Source organism: Burkholderia anthina (assembly GCF_902498995.1).
In the GTDB taxonomy this organism is placed as follows: domain Bacteria; phylum Pseudomonadota; class Gammaproteobacteria; order Burkholderiales; family Burkholderiaceae; genus Burkholderia; species Burkholderia anthina.
On the sequence record NZ_CABVLY010000010.1, the window covers coordinates 122,957 to 146,469 of the forward strand.

Below are 23,513 nucleotides of genomic sequence, written 5' to 3' on the forward strand. Positions count from 1 at the left end.
ATCAAGGCAACGAAATCGTCAAATTCGCCGACTCCGGCCCGACCTTGATGATCTGCGAGTAAGGCGCCAACGCCTGCAGCGTCTTGTCCTTCAGATACGTATTGAGCCCGAGATACCCGAGCAACGCGACGAGCGCGAACACCGCGCCAATCGCCCACACCGGCACTTCACGCTTCAACCGGTGCGCAATCTGATCCGGCAGCGGCCAATGCGGCGCAAACGGCGCGCGCTTGCCCTTCATATGCGCGATTTCGTCGCCCAGCCGCGCGGTGAGATAAGCCAGCTTCTCCGGCCCTTCGAGCAGATACTTGCCCTGGAACCCCAGCAGCAGGCACATATGAAACACCTCGAGCGACTGCAGCCGCGCCGCGCCCTGCGCGCGACATTCCTCGAGGTACTGAAAGAACTTCTCCCCGGCGAGCTGCTCGCCGAACAACACGAGCTGCAGCGGCCGGCGTTCCCAGTCGGTGCGGATCTTGAACTGCGACGACAGCACCATTTCATCGACGGCCGCGCAGTACGCGAACTTCGCGCCGTACACGTCCTCGGCGGGAATGTTCAGCTTCTTCGCCCCGCGCTCGAAATCCGACAGGAATTCCTGGATCTTCGTGCTGAACTCGCTCGCGCTGTCCGGCTCCCGCCCGTTCTTGAGCAGGAACAGCATGAAGAACCCGTCGTACAACAGATCGAGCAGCGAGCGAGCCTGGAACGCGGCGTCGGTCGATGCCGGGGTGTGCATGGGGGCCGGCGCGTTGTCGCCGAACAGGGAAGGCGCGTAGCTCATGATGTGACCGCGATCAGTTCGAATTTCAGGTCATTGATGCCAGTCGGCGCGTAGATCATCGCGGACTGGGCCTGCAGCATGCGCTCGTATAGCGCGCCGCGCGAATCGAGCGAGAAATAGCACGCGCCCGGCCGTACAGGGATCGCGGGCGGCACCTGCGGCGTGTACGACAGCCGCACGCCCGGCATGGCCGACAGCACGAGCTTGTCGACGTCGTCCGGTGCGCCGACCTTGAAGCGGGCCGGCACGGCATCGACGAGCTCGACGTTCGGCATGTCCGCGGACACCGCCAGATAGAACTCGGTCTTGTCGTCGATCTTGCCCGAATCGAGGCGGCCGAGATGGAACGACGGCCGCACTTCGTCGAGCGTGATCGCGAAGTAGCGCGTCGAGATCACGGTGTCGAGCAGCTCGCGCAGCATCAGGTCGAGACGCGCGAAGCTCGGGCCCGGATCGTCGTGCCGGTAGACGGGCAGATCCGCGAGCGTGTAGCCCTTCGAGAAGGTCATCAACTGGCCCGCGAGGCGCAGCAGTTCCTGGAACAGCCGCTCGGGATGCAGCGCGGCGTGCTGATGCAGGTGCGCGAGCGTCGCGAACGCGGCGTTCGCGGTGTGCAGCAGCCAGAACGACGCGATGTCGCCAGAGCGGAACTCGATGATGTTCTTCGACGGCTCGCGATGAAAACCGTACAACGCATTGACCTTCGCCTGCAGCGCATCGACCAGCTGGCGCAGCCGCTGGTGCAGGATCGGCGATGCCTCGATCGCGAGGCACGGCGGCACGAAGCTGTCGTCGATCTCGAAGCCGGACGTCGCGGTGCGGCGCACGCGCACGAGCGGCACCGACAACAGCTGGTCGCGCGGCTCGCTATGCGCGATCAGCTTGACCTGCGTCTTCAGGAACGTGATGTCGGCTTCGGCGGCGTCGGTGAAGTTGTCGGCGACGCTCGTCTGCTCGCTGACGAAGCGTGTCATGAAGCCGGCGGCCGGATCGTCGCTGTAGTTGGTGCCGTTCTCGCGCAGCGGATGCAGCGCGAGATAGAACACGAAGTCGTTGATGCCGTCGGGCAGCGTGTCCAGTGCGATCGGCGGCGGCAGGTCGTCGGCCTGCGGCGCGGCATACAGCGCGCCGTCCGGGAACACGAGCGCGAGTTCGGCCACGCGCAGCACGTTGCTGCCGAGCGCATCGCGATCGATGCGCACCGAGCGCACGCCCCAGTTGTACGGCTGGATCGCCTGGATGGATTCGAACAGGCGCGCCTCATGGTAGGCGTCCTGTCGCTGAAAGTGTTGAGGCCGGAGGAACAGCCCTTCCCCCCAAAGCACCTTGGCCGAATAACTCATGTCAAATCCGGTTAATGTGGCGTTGCGATGTAATCGATTTGTTCGTGCCCGAATTAATCGCCAATTTGTTAACTCTTGTTAATTGACATTCGTGCGTCATGTTTAACCGCAGGTGACCGATGAAAGCAAATTCAGCGGTTGCGACGGCGCACCTTGTTGCGGTGCGATGACCGAGCCGTCGGTGACCGTCATCGCGCAATTATGCAGGCCGATGATTATGCCGGATTTCTCCGACTTCACCGGGTCGAACGTCAGTTTCCATCGCTGGAGTGCGGGATCGCGGAACAATGCAACGATGCCGAATGCCTGCGCTTCGCGCGACACCTTTTCGGTTGCCGTATAGCGCTGGCCCGGAATCAGCGTGATTTCGCGCACGTTCAGCAGATCGGCGCCCAATGCGGCCTTTTCCTTGGTCGGGTCGGTGAATGCGTCGAACGGCGCCTGCTGGAACGAGGTCGGGTCCTTCAGCGCGTAGAGTCGCACCACCAATGCGAGCGGCTTGTGGTCGTTCGCGGCGTTGAGGTTGGGCGCGGCCGCAAGCGTGAGACCGATGTTGCGCGGGGGTTTCTGTGCGTCGGGCACGTCGGGCTTGCCGATGCCGGCCGCCTGCATGACGGCGCTCGCGGCCGAGCCGAGCAACGGAGCGGCCGCACATCCGGCCAGGAGTGCGCAGGCAATCAGCGGCAGCGCATAGCGAATCATGGACGATCTCATCGTATTTCCGGCGTGCCGCCTTTTGCTCCCTGTCAAAACTGCCGGGTATTTCCGCGTCGTTGCGAATGTCCCGCTTATCTGTCGTTCAACTATTAAGCGCGCATGCGCTACGACGTGCTTCCGGCAAATTTTTCCGCAACCAGCGTGCGATGCCGTCGAATCAGTAAAACTTGCGCATTCCGGTCGAAACGAAAGCCCGCGAGAGGCCGCTGCCACAAGCGTTTCGAGGGGGTAGCGCTCGGATTTAAAAGGAATTACTCTGCACGCAGCGATTGAATTATGAAAAATTGATCGGTACTATACCCGCGCGCTTCTTGCAAAGCAAAAGAACCAGATTCTCAACGATTTTAATACTCACGCGCCGGTGGATATAACGATGAAAGACCGTCTCTTCGCAAAATTGTCTGGGGTAGTGCTGGCCTGCGGCGTGATCGCCGGTTGTGCGAGCCAGCCGCCGGCGCCGCCGACTGCCGAGGTATTCAACAAGTCGCTGGCCGATGCGGACGCCGTTGCGAAGTCGGGGGACCAGGACAAGGCGCTCGGCCTGTACCAGCAGCTCGCGAAGTCGGATCCGACGCGCGAGGAACCGTGGTCGCGCATCGCGCAGATCCAGTTTGCCCAGAACCACTATGGCCAGGCGATCGTCGCCGCACAGGAAGCGCTGCAGCGCGATGCGACCGACCGTCAGGCGAAGAGCGTGCTCGCCGTCGCGGGCCTGCGGATCGCGACGCAGTCGCTTGGCGAACTGCGTCAGGATTCGTCGCTGGCAGGCGACGCGAAGTCGGATGCGCAGGCGCTCGCCAAGCAGTTGCGCGACACGCTGGGCGAATCGGCACTGTTTCCGCCGGAGCAACGGGTCGCGAAGACGCGCCCGCCGCGTCGCGTGATTCATCGTCCGAAGGCCGGTGCCGCAGCGGCAACCGAGGCAGCCGCCGCTGCAACCACCGCACCGACGCCGCCCGTCGCACCGCAGAAGGGTGGCGCCGACCCGTTCAGCGCGCTTCGCTGATCGATTGACGCGACAAAACCACAACTAACCTGGGAGCCGTCGAGATGGCCAAGAAAGAAAGCATTCAGAAAAGCTTGCAGAAAATACGGCCGCCGCGCGTCCAGCTGACCTACGAGGTCGAGAAGGGCGACGCGATCGAGGTGAAGGAACTGCCGTTCGTCGTCGGGGTCGTCGGCGATCTGGCGGGCCAGTCGGAAGTCGAGCAGCCGAAGCTGCGCGATCGCAAGTTCGTCAACATCGACCGTGACAACTTCGACGACGTGATGAAGGCGATCGAGCCGCGCGCGGCGTTTCAGGTGGAAAACCGCCTGAGCCCGGAAGGCGGCAAGTTCGCGGTCGACCTGAAGTTCCGTTCGCTGTCGGATTTCAGCCCGGACGAAGTCGTCGAACAGGTCGAGCCGCTGCGCCGCCTGCTCGAGGCGCGCTCGAAGCTGGCCGACCTGCGCAACAAGCTCGCCGGCAACGACAAGCTCGAGGATCTGCTGTCCGAGGTGCTGAAGAACACGCAGCAGCTGCAGGAGCTCGCGAAGGGCACGGGCGGCGACAAAGACGGCGAATGACGACGGAGTGTTGAGATGAACCAGCAAACGGCTGCGGCCCAAGCGAGCGGCGCGGAATACGCCGCCGGGACTTCGCTGCTCGACGACATCGTCGAGAAGAGCAAGGTCGCGAAATCCGATTCCGAGCATGCACGCGCGAAAGACCTGATCGGCGAACTCGTGCATCAGGTGCTCGACGGCACGGTGATCGTGTCGGACAACCTGTCGGCGACGATCGACGCGCGCGTCGCGGAGCTCGACCGCCTGATCTCCACGCAGCTGTCCGCGGTGATGCACGCGCCGGAATTCCAGCGCCTCGAAAGCACGTGGCGCGGGATGGACTACCTGGTCAAGGAAAGCAACACCGGCCAGACGATCAAGATCAAGGCGCTGCACGCACCGAAGCGCGACCTCGTGCGCGACTTCAAGGGCGCGAGCGAGTTCGACCAGAGCGCGCTGTTCAAGAAGGTCTACGAAGAGGAATTCGGCACGTTCGGCGGCTCGCCGTTCGGTGCGCTGATCGGCGATTACGAGATCTCGCGCCAGCCGGAAGACATGTACTTCATCGAGCAGATGTCGCACGTCGCGGCGGCCGCGCACGCGCCGTTCATCGCGTCGGCATCGCCGGAGCTGCTCGGCCTCGAGTCGTTCTCCGACCTCGGCAAGCCGCGCGACCTCGGCAAGGTGTTCGACACGGTCGAATACGCGAAGTGGAAGTCGTTCCGCGATTCGGAAGATTCGCGCTACGTCGGCCTCACGCTGCCGCGTTTCCTCGGTCGCCTGCCGTTCAATCCGAAGGACGGCCAGACCGCTGAGAACTTCAACTTCGTCGAGGACGTCGACGGCACCGAGCACGACAAGTACCTGTGGTGCAACGCGGCGTGGGCATTCGCGGCGCGCCTGACGGCGGCGTTCGACGACTTCGGCTGGTGCGCGGCGATCCGCGGCGTCGAAGGCGGCGGCCTCGTCGAGGACCTGCCGACCCACACGTTCAAGACGGACGACGGTGAAGTCGCGCTGAAGTGCCCGACTGAAATCGCGATCACCGATCGCCGCGAGAAGGAGCTGAGCGACCTCGGCTTCATTCCGCTCGTTCATTGCAAGAACTCGGATTACGCTGCGTTTTTCGCCGCGCAATCGGTGCAGAAGCCGAAGAAATACAGCACCGACAGCGCGAATGCGAACGCCGTCCTGTCCGCCCAGCTTCAGTACATCTTCTCGGTATCGCGCGTTGCGCACTACCTGAAGGCGATGATGCGGGACAAGATCGGCAGCTTCGCATCGGCGCAAAACGTGGAGACTTTCCTCAACCGGTGGATTTCGCAGTACGTCCTGCTCGACGACAACGCATCGCAGGAACAGAAAGCGCAATTCCCGCTGCGCGAGGCATCCATACAAGTGTCGGAGATTCCGGGCAAGCCGGGCTCGTATCGTTCGGTCGCGTTCCTGCGCCCGCACTTTCAGCTCGACGAACTCTCGATTTCTCTGCGACTTGTCGCTGATCTGCCCAAACCGGCAAATTCATAAGCGAGTAAATCGCCCGGGCGGGCCGCCTGGGTAGGACGTTAAAACCACCTCTTTGGGGAGTCGAAGGGCCATGTTACATATGCACTTGCAGTTTGGTAGTCCGGCGGTGAAGGGCGAGTCCGCGGACAAAGACCATCAGGGCTGGATCGAACTGAAATCGTGGGATCACTCGATCGTTCAGCCGCGTTCGGCAACGGCATCGACCGCAGGCGGTCACACGATGACCCGTTGCGAGCACGGCGACATGATTTTCACGAAGGAAATCGATTCGTCGAGCCCGCTGCTGTATCAGCACGCATCGGGCGGCACCACGTTCGATGAAGTCACGGTCCATTTCTCGCGCGCAGACGGCGAAGGCAAGCGCGTGCAGTATCTGGAAGTGAAGCTCAAGTACGTGATCATCTCGAGCATCGCACCGAGCGTTCGCGAAGAAGGTCTGCCGCTCGAGACGTTCTCGCTGAAGTACGCGGCCGTGCAGTGGAAGCAGACCCAGCAGAAGATCGGCGGCAACCAGGGCGGCAACACGCAAGGCGCCTGGAGCCTGACGAAGAACGACAAGACCTACGCGGTCTAAGGTCGGTTGCGGCAACGGGGCGCTCGGCGTCCCGTTGCCGTTTTCGCTGTGCGCACCGGCCGATGAAACGATTCGAACCCAGTTTTCTCGACAAGCTGTTCGACGACGAACCGCACCTGCCGGCCTCGGCGGCGATGCGGCAATTGTCGCTGGACGAGCTCAAGAACACGGTCGCCCGCGACGTCGAGGCGATCCTCAACACCCGTATCGCCCACACCGAAATCGAGCTGGCCGCGCTGCCGGAATGCCAGAAGTCGGTGCTGACCTACGGGCTGAACGATTTCGCGGGGCTGAGTCTCGCGAGTCACTACGACCGCGCGTTCATCTGCAAGTCGATCCAGCAGGCGATCGCGCGCCACGAGCCGCGGCTGCAGCAGGTGCAGGTGACGTTCGAACTGAACGAGCAGTCGACCAACGCGCTTTACTTCGCGATTCAGGCGCTGCTCGTCGTGCACCCGGCCGAAGAGCCGGTGAGTTTCGATGCGATGCTGCAGCCGTCGACGCTGCAGTACTCGGTCACGCGCGCACGCGCGGCAAGAATGCTGTAAATCAAGCCGCCGAGCGGGCCGGACCGCCCGGTGGTCGATCAGGTCCGGCAGGAAATATTGAGGTTCGGGGTCGTCGATGGAAGAATTGCTGCCGTATTACGAGCGCGAATTATCGTTTTTGCGGCGCTATTCGCGAGATTTCGCCGAACGTTACCCGAAGATCGCGGCGCGGCTCGCGTTGTCCGGCGAGCATTGCGAGGATCCGCACGTCGAGCGGATGATCGAGTCGTTCGCGCTGCTTGGCGCGCGGATCAACAAGAAGCTCGACGACGATTACCCGGAATTCACCGAAGCGCTGCTGGAAGTGCTGTATCCGCACTACCTGCGGCCGTTCCCGTCGTGTTCGATCGCGCAGTTCACGCCGGCGTCGCCGGGCCAGCAGACCGAACCGGTCGTGATCGCACGCGGCACCGAGCTGAAGAGCCGCCCGATCCGCGGCGTGCAGTGCCGGTTTCGCACCGCGTACGACGTGACGCTCGCGCCGGTCCGTATCTCGGAGGCGCGCTACACGCCGGTCGCGCTCGCGCCGAGCGCCACGGTGCTGCCGTCCAACGCGACGGGCGTGATCTCGATCACGTTCGAATCGCTCGCCGCGCAACTCGATCTCGGCGCGCTGAAGCTGCCGACGCTGCGTGCGCACCTGCACGGCGAACAGTCGTTCGTCGCCGCGCTGACCGACTGCCTGTTCGTCAACGTGCTCGGCGCGTACGTCGAGCCGGAGCGCAACGGCCGCTGGACGGCACTGCGCAAGCTGCCGATCGCGCATGCCGGCTTCGACGAGGACGACGCGCTGATCGACTACCCGGCGAAGTCGCACCCGGCGTATCGGCTGCTCACCGAATACTTCGCGTTTCCCGACAAGTTCGATTTCGTCGATTTCGACCTGGCGGCGATCGCACGCGCGTCGGGCCGCTGCCAGCGCGCGACGCTGCATCTCGTGCTGCAGGACGTGCGCAGCGACTCGCATGTCGCGCGGCTGCTCGACCTGCTGACGGCCAGCCATTTCCGGCTGTTCTGCACGCCGATCGTGAACCTGTTCCGCCAGCACGGCGAGCCGATCCGCATCACGCACCGCGCGGTGTCCTATCCGGTGATCGCCGAGGCGCGGCGCGCGTTCGCGTACGAGGTGTATTCGATCGATTCGGTGAAACTCGTCCGGCAGCAGGCGCACGATGAATCGGTGATCGAGTTCCGGCCGTTCTATTCGCTGCATCACGGCGAAGCGGCGCGGATCGGCCATTACTGGTTCGCGCGCCGCAACGACTGGGTTGCGCAGAAGAGCCCCGGCTACGAGACGGAGATCTCGATCGTCGACATCGACTTCGAGCCGACGTCGCCGCAGACCGACACGCTGAGCCTCGACCTCACCTGCACGAACCGCGATCTGCCGTCGATGCTCGCGTTCGGTCTCGAAGGCGGCGACCTGTTCCAGGAGGGCGGCGCGCAGACGAGCGGCATCTCGCTGCTGCGGCGGCCGACGCAGAGCGTGCGCTTCGAGCGCGGCCGCGCCGCGCACTGGCGGCTCGTATCGCACCTCGCGCTGAACCACGTGTCGCTGGTCGCGCACGGGCTCGCGCCGCTCAAGGAAATGCTGACGCTGTACGACCTGCGGCGCACCGCCGTGTCGATGCGCCAGATCGACGGGCTGGCGGGGATCGAGCAGCGCGGCGCCGTGCAATGGCTGCCGGGCAAGCCGTTCGCGACCTTCGTGCGCGGCATCGAAGTGCGCCTGACGATCGACGAAGAGCACTTCGTCGGCGCGAGCCTTGCATCGTTCGTGCGCGTGCTCGACAGCTTCTTCGGGTTGTACGTGCACATCAACAGTTTCGTTCAATTAGTCGTCGTGTCGAAGCGCACCGGCGAGGAGATCATCCGATGCAAGCCCCGGACCGGCGAATCGATCCTGGCGTAGCCGACGCGCTGCTCGACGAGCCGCACCGCTTCGAATTCTTCCAGGCGGTGCGCGTGCTCGAAGGGCTGTTCGCGCGGCAGGCGTCCGATGCGCCCGGCGCGTGGCGGCACGGTGACGTCGTCGCGCAGCGCATCGAATTCCGCAACACGCTGTCGCTCGGCTTTCCGCCGAGCGAGATCGAAGGCGCGCGCTCGTTCGACGACGACGGCACGCTGCTCGATTCGGGCGACGCGCGCGGCGCGGCGCTCGCGGCCGGCGAGCTCGGCCACGTCGAGCTGACGCCCGCGTTCTTCGGGCTGCTTGGCGGGCAGGGCGCGCTGCCGCTGCACTACACCGAGCAGATCGTCGCGCGCGAGCACCTGAAGCGCGACCATGCGGCGCGCGCATTCTTCGACGTGTTCTCGAACCGCGCGACCGCGCTGTTTTACGCGGCGTGGAAGAAATACCGGCTGCCGTTCCACTACGAACTCGATCGCGACGAGCGCTACCTGCCGTTGCTGCTCGCAATCGCGGGCGTGCCGAGCGACGAGGTGCGCGACAGCCTCGCGGCCGGTGTGGGCGGCGTGCTCGACGAGGCCGTCGCCGGCTACGCGCTTGCCGCACGGCACCGGCCGATGTCAGCCGCGTACCTGCAGCGCACGCTGTCCGACTATTTCCGCGTGCCGGTGAAGATCGACCAGTTCGTCGGCAAGTGGTACGACGTGCCGGCCGACCAGTTGAGCGTGCTGGGCGAGGTCAACGCGGTGCTCGGCGCGACGGCGCTCGTCGGCGAGCGCGTGTGGCAGCGCGACATGCGCGCGCGCATCGTCGTCGGCCCGCTGTCCAAGCGCGACTACGAGGCGTTCCTGCCCGGCGGCGCGCAGGCCGTCGCGCTCGAACGGATGCTGACGCTGCTGGCCGGCATCACGCTCGAATACGAGGTCAAGCTCGTGCTCAAGCGCACCGAGGTCGGTGCGAGCGTGCTCGGCGAGGGCTCGCGACTCGGCTGGGACGCGTTCCTCTGCACGCGCGACGCGGCCGAGGACCGCTCGGATGCCCGCTACGAACTGCACGTGATTCACTGATTCCGAACGAAAACACACAATCGAACCTGAGATCGACGCCATGAGCACGCCTTTGAAGACCCTCATCACGAAACTGAACCCGCTGTGCCGGCATGCGACCGAGCGCGCGGCGAGCGCGTGCCTGGCGCGCGGCCATTACGAGGTCGATCTCGAGCACCTGTTCCTCGCGCTGCTCGACGAAGCGACCGGCGACCTGCCGCTCGCGCTGCGCGCGAGCCGTGTCGACCCGCATGCGCTGCACGCCGATCTCGAGCGCGAACTCACGCGCCTGAAGACGGGCAACACGCGCACGCCGGTGTTCTCCGTGCACCTGATCGCCTTGTTCGAGCAGGCGTGGCTGATCGCGTCGCTCGATTCGCAGCTCGGCCGCATCCGTTCCGGCCACCTGCTGCTCGCGCTGCTGACCGCGCCCGATCTCGCGCAGTTCGCGCAGCGGATGTCGTCGCAGTTCGCGGAAATGAACGTGACGGATCTGAAGCACAAGTTCGACGAGATCATGGCCGGCTCGAGCGAAGCCGAGCCGCGTCAGCCGGACGAGGAAGGCAGCGACGTCGCGGCGGCGGCCGACGGCGCCACGCCCGCTGCCGGCCCGTCGAAGACGCCCGCGCTCGACACCTACACGACCAACCTCACGCAGCGCGCGCGCGACGGCAAGATCGACCCGGTGATTGGCCGCGAAGCCGAGATTCGCCAGGCGATCGACATCCTGATGCGCCGCCGCCAGAACAACCCGATCATGACCGGCGAGGCCGGCGTCGGCAAAACGGCCGTCGTCGAAGGCCTCGCGCTGCGGATCGCGGCCGACGACGTGCCGCCGCCGCTGCGCGGGGTTGCGCTGCACGTGCTCGACATGGGGCTGCTGCAGGCCGGCGCGAGTGTGAAGGGCGAGTTCGAGAACCGTCTGAAGAGCGTGATCGACGAGGTGAAGAAGAGTGCGCACCCGATCATCCTGTTCATCGACGAGGCGCACACGATCATCGGCGCGGGCGGCCAGGCCGGCCAGAACGACGCGGCGAACCTGCTGAAGCCGGCGCTCGCGCGCGGCGAGCTGCGCACGATCGCCGCGACGACGTGGAGCGAATACAAGAAGTACTTCGAGAAGGATGCGGCGCTTGCGCGGCGTTTCCAGGTCGTGAAGGTCGAGGAGCCGAGCGAGCCGCTTGCGGCTGCGATGCTGCGCGGGATGTCCGGGCTGATGGAGAAGCACTTCAACGTGCGCATCCTCGACGATGCGATCACCGAGGCCGTGCGCCTGTCGCACCGCTACATCAGTGGCCGCCAGTTGCCGGACAAGGCGATCAGCGTGCTCGACACCGCGTGCGCGAAGGTTGCGCTCGCCCATAGCGCGACGCCGGCGGCGATCGACGACACGAAGAAGCGCATCGAACGGATCGACGCGGAAATTGCGTCGCTGGAGCGCGAGGCGACCGGCGGCGCGTCGCACGACGAGCGGCTCGGCGAGCTGCGCGGCGCGCGCGACGCGGCGCTCGAACAGCGCGCGAAGGACGAAGCGCGCTACGAAGCCGAGCGCGCGATCGTCGCCGAGATCACCGAACTGCGCGACACGCTCGACAAGGCGCGCGGCCCGTCGGAAGACGGCGCGCCGGTGGACGTGCCGGCCACCCGCGAGAAGCTCGCCGAGCGCGTCGCGGCGTTGCACGCGCTGCAGGGCGGCGAGCCGATGGTGCCGCTGCAGGTCGACGGCCATGTCGTCGCCGAGATCGTCGCCGCGTGGACGGGCATTCCGCTCGGCCGGATGGTGAAGGACGAGATCGACACCGTGCTGAACCTGCAGCCGCTGCTGACCGCGCGCGTGATCGGGCAGGACCATGCGCTCGAAGCGATCGCGCAACGCGTGCGCACCGCGACCGCGAACCTCGAGGATCCGAACAAGCCGCGCGGCGTGTTCATGTTCGTCGGGCCGTCGGGCGTCGGCAAGACCGAGACGGCGCTCGCGCTGGCCGACATCCTGTACGGCGGCGAGCGCAAGATGGTCACGATCAACATGAGCGAGTACCAGGAAGCGCACAGCGTGTCGGGCCTGAAGGGCTCGCCGCCGGGCTACGTCGGCTACGGCGAGGGCGGCGTGCTGACCGAGGCCGTGCGTCGCAACCCGTACTCCGTCGTGCTGCTCGACGAAGTCGAGAAAGCGCACCCGGACGTGCTCGAGATGTTCTTCCAGGTGTTCGACAAGGGCACGATGGACGATGCCGAAGGGCGCGAGATCGACTTCCGCAACACGCTGATCATCCTGACGTCGAACGTCGGCTCGGCCGCGGTGATGCAGGCATGCCTGAACAAGCCGGCCGAGGAACTGCCCGATCCGGACGCGCTCGCCGAAGCGCTGCGCCCTCAACTGTACAAGACGTTCAAGCCGGCGTTCCTCGGCCGGATGAAGGTTGTCCCGTACTACCCGATTTCCGACGACGTGCTGGCCGAGATCATCGAGCTCAAGCTCGACCGGATCCGCCGCCGCATCGAAGCGAACCACAAGGCCGCGTTCGAGTGGGACGACTCGCTCGTCGATGCGGTGCTCGCGCGCTGCACCGAGGTCGATTCGGGCGCCCGCAACGTCGACCATATCCTGAACGGCACGCTGCTGCCGGAGATCGCGGGCCACGTGCTCGGCCGGATCGCCGACGGCGAGGCCATCGCGCGCATCGCGGTGCGCGCGGACGAGGCCGGCGAATTCGCGTACACCGTCGAATGAGCGCGGCCGCGCAACACGCATTGATGAACTGACCGAACCATGCCGATCAATCTTCCCGAGCTGCTGACGCCGATCAGCGATGCGTCGCCCAGCGGCGACGACCTGCTGTTCTCGAACGAATTCGACGCGATCCAGGATGCGCGGCGCTACGACGATCCGACGCTCGACCAGGGCGAGTGGGTGACCGAGATCAAGGAGGCCGACTGGGGCTTCGTCGTCGACCATGCGGGCGAGCTGCTGCGCACGCGCACGAAGGACCTGCGGCTCGCCGTGTGGCTGACCGAGGCGCTTGCGCTGGAGGACGGCATCACCGGCCTCACCGAAGGCTATGCGCTGCTGGAAGGGCTGTGCCGCGACTACTGGGACACCGTGCATCCGCTGCCCGAAGGCGACGACGTCGAATACCGGCTCGGCAACGTCGCGTGGCTGTCCGGCCGCACGGCCGAGCTGTTGCGCGGCATTCCGGTCACGGACGGCGCGTCGAACGCATTCACCACGCTCGACTGGGAAGTCGCGCAGCACGTTGCGCAGGCCGTGAAGCGCGACCCCGAGCATGCGGACGACATCGCGCGCGGCAAGCCGTCGGTCGATCAGGTCGACGCGTCGCGGCGCGTCACGCCGATCGCGTTCTACACCACGCTGCTCGCGAACCTGAAGGCGTTCGAATTCGCGCTCGATGCATTCGAGGACCGGCTCGTCGAACGCGCGGGCGATTCGGCGCCGAGCTTCCGGCAGACGCGCGACGCGTTCGAGACCGTCTATCGGCTCGCCGAGCGCTTTGCGCGCGAGCAGGGCTATACGGGCAGCGCACCGCATGCGCCGCCGGTGCCGCACGCGCAGCCCGAGCGCATCGAGCCGAGCTTCGGCGACCCCATCCATACCGAGGAGACCCATGTGCAGCCGCAGACCGCTCCCCGTCCTCCGGTGACGCAGATGATCGCCGGCATCCAGAACCGTGCGCAGGCCGTCGACCAGCTGCGGGCGGTCGCGCGTTACTTCCGCCAGACCGAACCGCACAGCCCGGTCGCGTATCTCGCGGACAAGGCCGCCGAATGGGCCGACATGCCGCTGCACAAGTGGCTCGAGAGCGTCGTGAAGGACGACGGCTCGCTGTCGCATATTCGCGAGCTGCTCGGGGTGAGGCCCGATGAGCAGTCGTGAGGACGGCATTCAGACCTGAGAGAGCGGGCCCGGCAGGCTCGCGACAACACAAGCAGGGACACGCATGAACGTGACCGAACTGGCCCAGGCGATCCGCGGCGGCCTGATTCAGCAGGACCGCCTGCTGAAGACGGACATCCCGTCGCTGCCGAACAACGCACTCGTGCCGCGCCGCGCCGTGACCCGTTCCGGGCTCGGCCGTGATTTCAGCGTCGCACTCGATCTGGTGTCGACCGCGAGCGACGTCGAACTCAAGACGCTGATCGCGCAACCGATGACGCTGTGGATCCAGCAGGCGGACAAGTCGTATCGGCCGATCAACGGCTATATCCACACCGCTCGACGGCTCGGCGCCGACGGCAGCCTGTCGAGCTATCAGCTGAGCTTCGCGTCGTGGATGCACTTCCTCCGGTTTCGCAGCGACATGCGGTACTGGCAGGACGCGTCCGTCGACGCGATCCTCTCCGATGTGTTCGACATGCATCCGCAGGCCAGGGGCCAATACCAGTTCGCGCTGTCGAAACCGTTGCCGTCCCGCTCGTATTGCCGGCAGAGCGAAACCGACTGGAATTTCGTGCACCGGCTGATGGAGGACGAAGGGCTGTTCGGCTTCTGGCGCCACAGCGACGACGGGAAGGCGCACACGCTCGTCATCACCGACGACCTGCATGCGGTGGACGCACTGTCGCCGGAGACCGTCAGGTTCGACCGCTCGGGCGCCGGCACCGAAACCGCCGGTTTCACGCAATGGGCCGCGTCGCGGACGTTGCAAAGCACGCTGCACACGACGCGCACGTTCGACTACAAAGCGCCGTCGTCGGCGGGCAGTCCGAACGGCACGACGTTGCCGACGAAGGCCGGCCAGGGCGACTTGCCGGGCCAGGCGGAAATCTACGAATACACCGGCGCGTACACGTATGCGGGCCAGGATCGCGGCGAACACCTGTCGACGATTCGGCTCGAGGAGTGGGAGTCGCGCGCGAAGCGCTTCTTCGGCGTGGGCGGCGTGCGCGCGATCGATGCCGGCCGGCGCTTCACGCTGGTCGACCATCCCGAGCACGATCGCGATTCGGCGAGCGATCGCGAGTTCGCGGCCATCGGCGTGACGCGCTACATCGAGAACAATCTGCCGGTCTCGGATCACGAAGCGAACTTCCCGCATAGCCTGCAAGACCTGCTCGCGCAGGCGAAAGCCGGCCACGGGCAAGCGGCTGCGTTCGAGGTCGGGCATGACGACGGTTCGGCAGGGTTCTATCTCGTCGAGGTCGAGGCGCAGCGCGCGAGCGTGCCGTATCGCAGCCCGTTCGAGCACCGCAAGCCGGTGATGCAGCTCGAGACGGCCGTGGTCGTCGGCCCGAAGGGCGAGGAGGTGTATACGGACGAGCTGAACCGGATCAAGGTGATGTTCGTCTGGGACCGGCAGAGCGAAGGCCGCGAGACGGCGTCGTGCTGGATGCGCGTCGTGCAGTCCGATACCGGCGGCGGCTACGGCGGCGTGCATATTCCGCGCGTCGGCGAGGAAGTGCTGATCGGCTACCTCGGCGGCGACTGCGACCGGCCGATCGTCATGCATCGCGTGTACAACGGCGCGGTCAAGCCGCAGTGGCATAGCGACGGAATCCTGTCGGGTTTCCGGTCGAAGGAGTACGCGGGCTCGGGACACAACGAGATGGTGCTCGACGATGCGACCGGGCAGAACCGCGCGCGCCTGTTCAGCAGTAGCGCGAATTCGCTGCTTCACCTGGGTTATCTGATCGAGCAGAACGGCAATACGCGCGGTGCGTATCTGGGCTCGGGGTTCGATTTGCGCACGGACGCGTACGGCGCGATGCGCGCCGGGCAGGGCCTGTATGTGACGACGCATCCGAAGCAGGCGAACAGCCAGCCGCTCGACGTGAGCGAAGCGAAGCAGCAGCTCGTCAATGCGGAAGGGTTGGTCGAGTCGATGTCGCAGGTCAGCGAAATGCACCAGGCCGAGAGTCTCGGCACCGGTCACGATGCGCTGAAGCAATTCACCGATGCGACGCAGAACAGCGTGGCGGGGGCGACGGCAGGCGGCGGCAGGACCGCCGGCGGCGGGACGGGGAATGCAAATGCGTTCAAGGCGTCCGTGATGCTGTTCGCGAGCCCGGCGGGGATCGGGGTGGCGTCGCAGCAGTCGGTGCATCTGGCCAGCGAGCAGCAGACCAATATCGTCAGCGGCCAGAGCACGTTCATCACCAGCGGGAAGTCGCTGATCGCCGGCGTCCGCGATCGCATCAGCCTGTTCGCGCAGAACGCGGGGATGAAGCTGTTCGCCGCGAAGGGCAGCGTCGAGGTTCAGGCGCATGCCGACAGCATCGAACTCACAGCGCAGAAGGCCGTGAAGATGGTGGCGGCGACCGAGGCCGTCGACGTGGCCGCCAAGCAGGAGATCCTGCTCACGTCGGGCGGCGCCTATATCCGGATCAAGGGCGGCAACATCGAGATTCACGCACCGGGGAAGATCGATTTCAAGGGCGCCCAGCACCCGTTCAGCGGGCCGACGAGCATGCCGTATCCGCTGCCCGCGATGCCGGGCGGCACGTGCAAGCAATGCGTGCTGAACGCGCATAGCGGGCGCGAATCGATGGTCGAGGCGGATTGATGGACGAAGTCAACGATACGGACGACGTCATCGAGATGGGCGTGGATGCACCCAACCCGCGCGAACCTGAATGGCCGGCATTCCTGGCGACGCTGAAGGCATCGCTGGCGCGCAAGACCGACGACGGGAGCGCAATGCAGCTTTACGTGCTCGTCGACACGCGCGGCTATCAGGAGCTGGACATGCAGCTCGCAGCGGTGCGCGGCCTGCGCCATGCATCGCTCTGGACCGATACCGGGCTGGATGCCTATACCGACATCGCACCGTACCTGATTGCGTTCGACCGTCAGGCGCTCGACGACGCAGATGCCGAACAGCATCGTGTGCTGCGTCAGTTGTGGCTGGACGCGGTCGATCTGCATGCGGTGACGTGGTTGTGGTCGACGTGGTCGTTCGACGCGCTCGATGCGCATCTGCGCCAGTACGTGAAGTACGCGCTGCCGAACGGTCGCGCGTACTACCTGTTTTTCTTCGACAACCATGTATTGGGGCGACTTCGACTGGCGTGGAGCGATACGCAGGCGCAGCAGTTTGTCGCCCCGTTCGACGAGATCCGGTATCGCGACCGGCGGCTCGATGAAGTCGTGTGGCGCAACGGCGCGCCGGCGATCGAAGGCGCGGTATCGGCAAGTCATGCACCCGACCTGAGCGAGCGGCAGCATGCGCGCTTGATCGAGCTCGGGTATCCGGACAAGCTCGTGCTGAAGTTTCGCGAGACGATGGCGGCAGTGGTCGACCATCTGTCCGATGCGGAACTGCATGACCTGGTGGTCGAGCAACTCGATCGCGCTGCCGCGCACGGGATTGCCGATGAAGCGGAATTGACGTGCTACGTGACGACGGGCGTGCTGGTCGCACCGCGGTTCGACCAGCATCCTGCGGTGCAGGCGTGCCTTGGGGCCGTGGCGCAGGGCGAGGCGACGCTCAATGACGCGCTGGCGACGATCGACGACGCGACGTGGGATGCGATTCGCGACGCGCACGAGCGGGAATCGCTGGAGACGCTTCGTGGCATGGCGTAGGTCCGTGCTGGGCATGTGCCTGCTTGCGACGGCGTTGAGCGCGTGCGGGAAACAGGAGCCGGTGTATAGCGGGATTTCGGTGATGGGCCGGAATTATCTGCCGTACAACCTGAGCGGTTTCACCGTGACGGACGCGTTCGGAAACAAGGCAAGCGGAGGCGGGGACGATCCGCCGGGTGCGGGCGGGGGGAGCGTGACGTGCTGCTACCAGCTCAAGGGCTCCGAGTTCACGGTCGAATGGAAGTACTACGACGCGGATCGGTGGACGATGGACGACGCGCACGAGCAGCGAGTCGAGACAAAAGTCGTGATGCCGTCGTCGCCCCTTCCTGAGAAGGTCGGCAGCCGTCTTCTCGAAGTTCATTTCTATCCGGATCGACACGTCGAGCTTCAGTTTCCCGGCGAACTTCTCGACGATTCCCGTATTCCGATCGTCGATGTTTCCCGATGGATGGCGACTCGCTACCAGGCGCAACTGGACAGGAAATTTGCAGATACGGATGGGCAGTCGCATCGACGCATCGCACGTGCAGTGGCCGCCGCGTGGCTGAAATACCGGCTGACCGACCGGCGCGATCTCGAGCAATACGCGTACTTCGCCCTGCTTGTGAGCAGCCGGTTCGATTCGCATCCGACGGTTCAGCGCATCTTGCAGACTGCCGCCGGTCAACCCGGTACGTTCGCGCAGTCGATGCAGGCCCTGCCGAAAAGCGTGCTGTCCGCGCTGGCGAGCGGCAGCTTCGAACCGGTGGCTGTTCCGGCGGTTCCAGACGGCTTGCTGCCGTCGCCGCGTGTGGACGGCGCGCGGCATGGTTGATTGCGCGGTGAGCGGTTCGGGCAATGAGAGAAGGGCGCCTGGCGCGGCAGGCGGAACGATATCGAGGCACGGGATACGCCGGCAACGCAGGTTGGACAATATTCAGGAAGGGAAGCACCAGTGAATAGCGCAACGAGATTTTCGAGGCTGGCGAGTCGTGTCCTGGCAGGGTGTCTGCTCGTGTCGGCCATGGCGGCGTGCGGGAAGTCGGAGCCGACATATAGCGGTATTTCTGTCATAGGCCGAAATTACCTGCCGTACAACATGAGCGGTTTCACGATTACCGACGCATTTGGAAACGTGGCGAGTGGCGGCGGTGACGATCCGCCAGGGGCCGGTGGCGGAAGCGTGAAGTGTTGCTACAAGCTGAAGGGCACGGAATTCGCCGTCAAATGGAATTACTACGATGTCGACCAGTGGCATAAGGGCGACAAGCAGATGCTGCATGGTGAGGCGAAGGTATCCATGCCTCAGTCCCGGATGCCCGATGACGCGGGGGCCCGGATTCTCGAAGTGCATTTCTTCCCGGATCGGCATGTCGAATTTCAGTTTCCCGGCCAGTTGCTCGATGATGCACGCCTGCCGATCGTCGATGTCGTGAAGTGGATGAAGCAATATCAGACGCAACTCGATGGACGATACGACGAGCGCGAAGATCAGCAGTTTCGCCGTATCGCTCGTGTCGTCGCATCGGCATGGTTGAAATACCGTATGACCGATCGTGACGATTTGGAGCAGTACACATACTTCAATCTGCTCGTGAACAGTCGATTCGATGCATATCCCGACGCGCAGCGCGTATTGCGAGCCGCGGCCGGCCAGCCTGGCACATTCGCGAAGTGGGCGCTGTCGCTCCCCGGTCATGTGCGCTCGGAGTTGGCGAACGGGAAATTCGTGGCGGTGGCTACGCCCGCGATTGCCGACGGTTTGCTGCCGCAACCGCGTGTAGAGGAGAAGCCGCATGGCTGAGAAAATCAAGCTCGATCCGGACGATGCAACACCCACGTCGGTGTATTCACAACTGGTTTCCAGGAATGCGAATCTCTATCCGAAGGGCGATTGCATGCCATGCGGCGCGACGATTCGCATGGGTTTCTTCTTCGACGCATTTGGCCGTAACGCGGATCTCGACGACAAGGCGAGCTCCCGATACTCGAATATCTGCCGTCTATGGGACGCTCATCGCGATAACGACGACTCGCGTCGCCCGGCCAATCAGTTCTGGTACCGCTTCTACTATTCGGGGTTGGGCACTCCGCTCAACGAGTCCGCCAAGGCCAATGAGTGGATCAATGCGGGGGTGGCCGCGAGCAAGATGGCGGGAAAGAAGGCGTTGAGCGGGGCGAAGGCGGTCGCCCAGTCGTTCACGCGCGTCAATACGCCAATCAAGCAGGCCGATGTGAAAAAACGCGTCGGTGACGTAAAGAAGCAGTTGATCGACGACTTTCTCGACGGAGACTTTTCGCTTCGACCGATCGATAAGGCATTCCAGGATATTCGGAAGGACATCGAGCATATTCCAGCTCAGGCGCGGCGTGTCATGAACGTGTTGAATGCATCGTCTGAGCAATACTGGCGGCGCACCAAGGCTACGGGAACGCTGCTGTGGCGCAATGCGAAGAACGACTTCAAGAATAACGTCAAAGGAGCCCCCATGAAGGCGGGCTGGGCGGTCGCGCGCAGTCTTTTCGTTGGCATAGCGATGGAGAGCGTGCCGATCGTGCGTGACAATGCCGTCATGGCGAAGGCGTTCGGAACGGGGGTCGATACTCGGTTGACGGCAGCCAAGGATCAATTCGAGGCTGCATACATGGCCGTCAAGAAGCAGATGCCGAAAGTTCGGGTCATCGAAGTTTCGGTGTTCGGCGCAGACCGCGGGTGCGTGCTCGCGCGCGCGTTCATCAACGATCTGGCCGAGAAATACAAGCGAAGGGACGACATGGATCTCGCCATTGACGGTGTATCGATCGAGATCAAGTTCGTTGGTTTGCTCGATGCCGTTTCGTCCACCATGTCGGAAGAGGCCGGCGAACTGATCGGCATGGTTCCGTACCTGGGGATGATCAAGACCAGCTATAAGGATCGCTCACTCGGAATCCCGGCGAGCGTGCAGCGTTGCGTTCATTTCGCCGCGGCGCACGAGATGCGCTTCTATCAGCGTCTCGATAGTCTGGAGAACACCCGCGGGGAACAGTTCCTCTATCCCGGTACGAGCTGCGATGTCGTGGGCGGTGCGCCGAATGGTTCACTCGGCCTGAACGCCGAATTGATGCGGGTGCCTTTGCGCGACATGCTGATGGAAGCGCTGAAGGCGGGCGCAGTGATGGATACGATGGAGGATCTCTATCTCTACAAGAACGATACGTTCGACAGATTCACGATCGCCCAGCCCATCAACTGCAATGGCAAGCAATACCGCATCAAGCAACTCATCGATGCGTACCGCAAGCTCGTCCCCCGCAAACCCGGCGCCGACTTCATGGAGGATTCGAAAGTCTTCATGCGCTGGATCGCGGCCCGCTACATGGATCCCGATTTCCGCCGCACGATTTCCGACCCCGTCGCCGACTGGAAGCGCAACATGAGTGATGCCGACCTGCAGCGCAAGACGGCGAAGTCGCAGCTCGACTGGGAGTTGCAGCGGCAAGGCATCAACATGAGCATGTTGGCCAGCCGCGGCCAGGAGGATCAGGCGAAACTGCGGGGCATGAAGGCGGCGAGTGACGCGGCGCAAAAGCGCTATGAGAAGCTGGTCGCGGAAGCGCCGAAGGACTATTCGACGGTCTGGGAGCGCCTCGAGAAGGAAGCGGCAAAGAAGCTGCGCCGCGCGTCGTATCAGGAGGGCCTGAAGCAATCCGCCGAGCGCATCCGCAACATGCCGGATTCGTGGGATTCCAATAACAAGGCCAGCGCGGATGCGGTCGAGGCGGCCATGTTGCCCGAAGCCGAGATGGAGCTCGTGTCGGCCTGGAAGGAGGGGATCGAAGGCAAGCATCCGCTGCCGCCGGACGTCATGGCGCTGTTCGACATGCTCGTCCACGATACGTTGCTGACGAGCTGGCAAGACCATGTGCTGGCGCCGTCACTGTACTTCCGGACACGCGACAAGGACACGTTCGGGGCGAGCGATTTGGCAAAGGAGGCGGCGCGGCGCAAGAAGGACGATCTCGCCGCAGCACGGATCGACCAGGCCGCCAAGCAGAGCCAGGAATGGGCGAGGGGCTACAAGGGCGGGGCAACGCCTGCGCATTGACCGGCGTTGCGGGCTGGGCCGGTGTGCCGAAAAGCGTCGGCGCACGGTTGCTCGGCATCGTGCCGGGGCGATCTGCAAGCAACTCGTCGGCGTACCGGAGGGCGATTCGTGCCGCGGCCTGACTCCAGGTACGCAGTCCGTTTCGACCCGGCGCGCGTGGTTTGTTTATCGACCGCCGTGCGGAAACGAGCACGATACGACGTGAGATCCGAAGCTGGCCTGCCAGTGCGGATCACGAACTGCCGACACGGTTCTGCGTGTGCCGAGCCTTTTGCCCGGTCGACTGTTTCTTCCGGTCCTCGATCCACGGCAACATCGAAATGCTCCCGGCGCTCAACATCAGGCCGCTGAGCAGCGCAAACATGCCGAATCCCAGCTCGCTGGTCCACGCGCCGCGCACGACCGCATCATTGCGGCGTGCAATGCCAGGGAACAGCGGCGAAACACGTAGCCCGTCGCTGGCCGCAGCCGCGCAGTAGGTGTGGGTCAGCGAGGCGATCTGCTCGCGGCTGATTTCCGGGTCCGGTCCGCGTGAATACACCGGCGAGCCGGCCGGTTGCCAGGTCGTGTCGTATTCCATCGACCGGCCAGTGCCATAGCGGAATATCGCGTGGGCTTCCCATGTCACGTCGCGCTTGCCGTACCGCAGAGCGAGCTCGCATTGCTCGACCGCGACAGGGACACGGGGCCACGCCCGTGCGCGCAGGAGGATGGCCGAGTTGACGATGGAGATGGCGCCCACCAGCAGGAAGAGGGCGCCGAAGAACAGGATGAAGGCCGATCGCAGGCAGCGCAGCGCGAGAGTCATGCGAGATTCCGGGATTCATCGGCGGGTATGTTCGAGCAATCCGGCTGCTGGCGGCACATGCGCAGTCCGTGTGCCGGCGCCGCGCCGCCGCAGCCTGGTACCACCGGGCGCGCCGCGTCGCTCGGCATTGAATCCCCGCCTACTGCCCCACCCGGAACTCGATCCGCCGATTCCGCGCCCGCCCATCCGCCGTGTCATTCGGCGCGATCGGCTGATCCGGCCCGACGCCCGTCGTCGTCATCTGCTGCGGCTGGATGTTCTTCGTGATCAGATAACCCTTCACCGCATCCGCGCGCGCCTGGCTCAGCGCGATGTTCGACGTGCGGTTCCCCGAGTTGTCGGTGTGGCCGATGATGTCGACCGTGCGGTTCGGCATCTTCGCGAGCGCAGCCCCCATCTGGTCGAGGATCTGCTTGCCCTGCGGCGTGAGCGTCGCGCTGCCCGTCTCGAACTCGATCGTGCGGTTCGCGAGCGTCTGGTCGAGCACGCCCTGTTCGGACGCCGACACGCGCAGCCCGTTCTTGATCGTGTACGTCGGATTCAGCGTGTTCGCCATGTCGCTCGCGAGCTGCTGGCGCTGCGCCTCGTTGTGCACCTCGCCCTTCATCTCGATCTGCGTGCCGTTGATCTTCAACTGGCCCTTGCTGATCTGCTTGAGCTGCGCGCCGAGCAGCTTCTGCACGTTCGCGCTCCAGTTCGGCGGCGTCGCGACGTCGCCGACCTCGATCTGGTCGACCACGTTCGCCGCGCCGTAGGTGTCGCGCAGCTTCTGCAGCACGGCGGCCTTGGTCGCCTCGTCGGGCACCTTGCCGCCGACGACCACCTGGCCGGGCGTCGCGTTCGCGGGCGGCGGCACGATGGTGCCGGCGGTGCCGCGGATCACCGTGCCGGACGCCGTGGCCGGCGCGGCGCTGGCGTTCGTGTTCGCGGGCAGCGCGGCGGTCGCGACCGTGCCGTTGCCGACCGGCGTGACGGTCGCGCCGCCCGTGTTCTGCGCGTAGGCCGCGCCGCTGCCGACGACGCCGGCGGCGAGGAGGGCGGCAACGAAAGGCGAAAAGCGCGACAAGCGCGCGCGCCGGACGTGATTCGTGCGTTGCATCCC

19 protein-coding genes are annotated in these 23,513 nt (G+C 64.8%); 14 read left to right on the top strand and 5 right to left on the bottom strand.

Annotated elements, in window-relative coordinates; genetic code table 11:
- Position 1: 1 nt before the first annotated feature.
- From icmH to tssJ, 3 genes are all read right to left on the bottom strand, one after another.
- A complete protein-coding gene (gene icmH / locus BME24068_RS15375; protein WP_096504317.1) occupies positions 2 to 784 on the bottom strand; it encodes a type IVB secretion system protein IcmH/DotU in 783 nt (260 codons plus the stop codon).
- Positions 781 to 2,127: a type VI secretion system baseplate subunit TssK gene (gene tssK / locus BME24068_RS15380; protein ID WP_096504319.1), complete on the bottom strand. Its 1,347-nt coding sequence runs from the start codon at positions 2,125 to 2,127 to the stop codon at positions 781 to 783. Before tssK ends, icmH begins: the two co-directional genes overlap by 4 nt.
- A 102-nt stretch (positions 2,128 to 2,229) precedes the next feature.
- Positions 2,230 to 2,841, bottom strand: a complete 612-nt coding sequence (gene tssJ, locus BME24068_RS15385) for a type VI secretion system lipoprotein TssJ (protein ID WP_174926593.1) — start codon at positions 2,839 to 2,841, stop codon at positions 2,230 to 2,232.
- Positions 2,842 to 3,217: 376 nt separating this feature from the next.
- Between tssJ and BME24068_RS15390 the strand changes: the two genes are divergently transcribed.
- From BME24068_RS15390 to BME24068_RS15455, 14 genes are all read left to right on the top strand, one after another.
- Positions 3,218 to 3,850: a tetratricopeptide repeat protein gene (locus BME24068_RS15390; RefSeq protein ID WP_096504323.1), complete on the top strand. Its 633-nt coding sequence runs from the start codon at positions 3,218 to 3,220 to the stop codon at positions 3,848 to 3,850.
- Between the two features lie 44 nt (positions 3,851 to 3,894).
- Positions 3,895 to 4,410: a type VI secretion system contractile sheath small subunit gene (gene tssB, locus BME24068_RS15395; protein ID WP_044845930.1), complete on the top strand. Its 516-nt coding sequence runs from the start codon at positions 3,895 to 3,897 to the stop codon at positions 4,408 to 4,410.
- 15 nt (positions 4,411 to 4,425) lie between these two features.
- A complete protein-coding gene (gene tssC, locus BME24068_RS15400; RefSeq protein WP_006751237.1) occupies positions 4,426 to 5,916 on the top strand; it encodes a type VI secretion system contractile sheath large subunit in 1,491 nt (496 codons plus the stop codon).
- A 70-nt stretch (positions 5,917 to 5,986) separates the two neighbouring features.
- Complete coding sequence (locus tag BME24068_RS15405; RefSeq protein ID WP_006477093.1) at positions 5,987 to 6,490, top strand: Hcp family type VI secretion system effector; 504 nt, start codon at positions 5,987 to 5,989, stop codon at positions 6,488 to 6,490.
- 62 nt (positions 6,491 to 6,552) lie between these two features.
- Positions 6,553 to 7,038, top strand: coding sequence for a type VI secretion system baseplate subunit TssE (gene tssE, locus BME24068_RS15410; RefSeq protein ID WP_044845929.1), 486 nt, complete (start codon positions 6,553 to 6,555; stop codon positions 7,036 to 7,038).
- 76 nt (positions 7,039 to 7,114) lie between these two features.
- Complete coding sequence (tssF, locus tag BME24068_RS15415; RefSeq protein ID WP_174926555.1) at positions 7,115 to 8,950, top strand: type VI secretion system baseplate subunit TssF; 1,836 nt, start codon at positions 7,115 to 7,117, stop codon at positions 8,948 to 8,950.
- A complete protein-coding gene (gene tssG / locus BME24068_RS15420) occupies positions 8,914 to 10,014 on the top strand; it encodes a type VI secretion system baseplate subunit TssG (protein WP_096504329.1) in 1,101 nt (366 codons plus the stop codon). Before tssF ends, tssG begins: the two co-directional genes overlap by 37 nt.
- Positions 10,015 to 10,054: 40 nt before the next feature.
- Positions 10,055 to 12,724, top strand: a complete 2,670-nt coding sequence (tssH, locus tag BME24068_RS15425; RefSeq protein ID WP_174926556.1) for a type VI secretion system ATPase TssH — start codon at positions 10,055 to 10,057, stop codon at positions 12,722 to 12,724.
- Positions 12,725 to 12,763: 39 nt separating this feature from the next.
- Positions 12,764 to 13,885, top strand: coding sequence for a type VI secretion system protein TssA (tssA, locus tag BME24068_RS15430; RefSeq protein ID WP_174926557.1), 1,122 nt, complete (start codon positions 12,764 to 12,766; stop codon positions 13,883 to 13,885).
- Positions 13,886 to 13,949: 64 nt separating this feature from the next.
- Positions 13,950 to 16,511, top strand: coding sequence for a type VI secretion system Vgr family protein (locus tag BME24068_RS15435; protein WP_174926558.1), 2,562 nt, complete (start codon positions 13,950 to 13,952; stop codon positions 16,509 to 16,511).
- Positions 16,511 to 17,533, top strand: a complete 1,023-nt coding sequence (locus BME24068_RS15440; RefSeq protein WP_174926559.1) for a DUF4123 domain-containing protein — start codon at positions 16,511 to 16,513, stop codon at positions 17,531 to 17,533. The genes BME24068_RS15435 and BME24068_RS15440 overlap by 1 nt, the downstream gene beginning before the upstream one ends.
- 13 nt (positions 17,534 to 17,546) lie before the next feature.
- Positions 17,547 to 18,350, top strand: coding sequence for a hypothetical protein (locus BME24068_RS15445; protein ID WP_174926594.1), 804 nt, complete (start codon positions 17,547 to 17,549; stop codon positions 18,348 to 18,350).
- Between the two features lie 189 nt (positions 18,351 to 18,539).
- Entirely contained in the window at positions 18,540 to 19,319 is a 780-nt protein-coding gene (locus tag BME24068_RS15450) for a peptidase MATCAP family protein (protein ID WP_096504340.1), read from the top strand.
- The gene (locus tag BME24068_RS15455; RefSeq protein ID WP_174926560.1) at positions 19,312 to 21,603 is read left to right on the top strand and encodes a DUF2235 domain-containing protein; all 2,292 of its coding nucleotides are present in this window, start codon (positions 19,312 to 19,314) and stop codon (positions 21,601 to 21,603) included. The genes BME24068_RS15450 and BME24068_RS15455 overlap by 8 nt, the downstream gene beginning before the upstream one ends.
- A 232-nt stretch (positions 21,604 to 21,835) precedes the next feature.
- On the opposite strand, the gene BME24068_RS15460 is transcribed toward BME24068_RS15455, so the two are convergent.
- Both BME24068_RS15460 and BME24068_RS15465 read right to left on the bottom strand, forming a co-directional pair.
- On the bottom strand, positions 21,836 to 22,411 hold the full coding sequence (locus BME24068_RS15460; protein WP_174926561.1) for a DUF3592 domain-containing protein: 576 nt from the start codon (positions 22,409 to 22,411) through the stop codon (positions 21,836 to 21,838).
- Positions 22,412 to 22,550: 139 nt separating this feature from the next.
- A complete protein-coding gene (locus BME24068_RS15465; protein WP_096504346.1) occupies positions 22,551 to 23,510 on the bottom strand; it encodes an OmpA family protein in 960 nt (319 codons plus the stop codon).
- Positions 23,511 to 23,513: the final 3 nt, after the last annotated feature.